The 1,610-nt window shown below is 48.8% G+C and carries 1 protein-coding gene and 1 pseudogene; both read right to left on the bottom strand.

Annotation, left to right across the window (positions count from 1 at the left end; all coding sequences use genetic code 11):
- Positions 1-587: 587 nt before the first annotated feature.
- The gene (locus tag C8R21_RS16800; RefSeq protein ID WP_146162527.1) at positions 588-821 is read right to left on the bottom strand and encodes a helix-turn-helix domain-containing protein; all 234 of its coding nucleotides are present in this window, start codon (positions 819-821) and stop codon (positions 588-590) included.
- Positions 767-907: pseudogene (locus tag C8R21_RS15760) on the bottom strand (recombinase family protein); the annotation flags it as partial. The gene C8R21_RS16800 and the pseudogene C8R21_RS15760, both read right to left, overlap by 55 nt.
- Between the last annotated feature and the right edge of the window lie 703 nt (positions 908-1,610).

Raw genomic sequence — 1,610 nt, forward strand, 5'->3', positions numbered from 1 at the left:
CGTGTAGCTCTGCTTCGGAATCTTGTACATCCTTCTACCTCCAGTGCTCAGTTTAAACCGTCACCGTCAGTATCCGAAATTCCCGGCCAACCTCATACCTTAGAAGCACAAGATTTACATAAGGAGATATTGGAAAAATTAATAGGGCAGGATTTGGGAGGATAAAGGCTTGGGTCGCACTTGTATGTTAGAAAAGTGAGGCTGATTTTTACAGCTTGATATGTAAAAAGCGTAATCGCGGGCCAGGGTCCAGAACGACAAAGGAAGTTTTCGCATATGGGAGGCTGTGAAAAACAGGACCCCGACCACTAGCGCCCTTTTGAGTCATGGCGCTTGAAACTTTTAATTGACGCTAAATTATGAATATGACGACTTCTGCTTTCCTTTCTTGCGTCGTGCTATAAATGTCGCGAATTCTCCCAATAAAAAAGTGAGTCCACGACGCACTATCGACCCTTCAACATTCCAACAATCTGCTTTCCTTAAATCATGATTTCTTCATTTGAACCTCCAGGCACAATCCTGCAAGAAGTTCTAGTCTACTATTGCATGTTGTGGAATTGAGACGATTTATTCGTCATCACGCTTTATTCTTCTAAGGTTGCGCTTCTCGCGTGGGGGATATGACGGTATAAGGTGGATGCCGCCACATTGAGCCGTTGCGCGACCGCAGCCACGGTGATATCAGGATCTTTCAGCATCGCCTTGGCTACTTGAAGATCCTTGGCTGAAAGTGCTGGAGGCCTGCCCCCACACGTCCACGTTCCCGTGCGGCTCTTAACCCTGCACGGGTTCGCTCTCGAATTACCCCACGCTCGAATTCAGCCAGCGCTGCGAAAATATGGAATACGAGCTTCCCACTCGGTGAACTGGTATCGATGGGGTCCTGCAAGGATTTGAGCCCTATCCCCCGATATCACCTTACTTATTCTGCAACCGGAAAGGGGAAGGTTATATCGATGAGGGAACTGGCCTATGCCACGGCTGGGATAGCATGTAGGGACGCTTCATGGACTGTGCTGAAAGAAACGAAGGTGACTGAGCGCTTCACGGAGCACGATTTGCGTGCCAAATGCGCCGCCGATGCGGAGTCTCTGGAGCATGCACGAGCCCTTCTTTCGCATGCGGATGCCAAGCCAACAGAAGCGATCTACCGCGCAAACCCGAGCGGATTAGACCATTCAAGTAGGATTCTATAGTGCACTTCGATTCTATAGTGCAAAAAGAAAATGCGGTTCCCTTGAGAATCGCATGAATTGGCGCGCCCGGCAGGATTCGAACCCACGACCCCTTGGTTCGTAGCCATATGTTCTATGTGTCTATTACTATCGTGGGACTCCGCATTGAAAGAGTTTCTGAAATACAGAAAGGTTTAGGCGAAGGATACTCATCAATTCTCGATTCCCTCGAGGTCAACAATTGTCTCCCCTCGTAGAGATAAAGTAGGGCTCTTCATCATTAACGGGGGACAAGGGTATTCATTAGACTTGTTTTTACGAAGAACACGTTTAATGGAGGCAATACCGATGTCCCCAATCGATTCTATCCTAGGGATCGATGGCTTGGTGGTGCAAAGCGTAAAGCGCGCCCAGGGCATTCACGTCTGGGCC

Source organism: Nitrosospira multiformis (assembly GCF_003050865.1).
Taxonomy (GTDB): Bacteria; Pseudomonadota; Gammaproteobacteria; order Burkholderiales; family Nitrosomonadaceae; genus Nitrosospira; species Nitrosospira multiformis_E.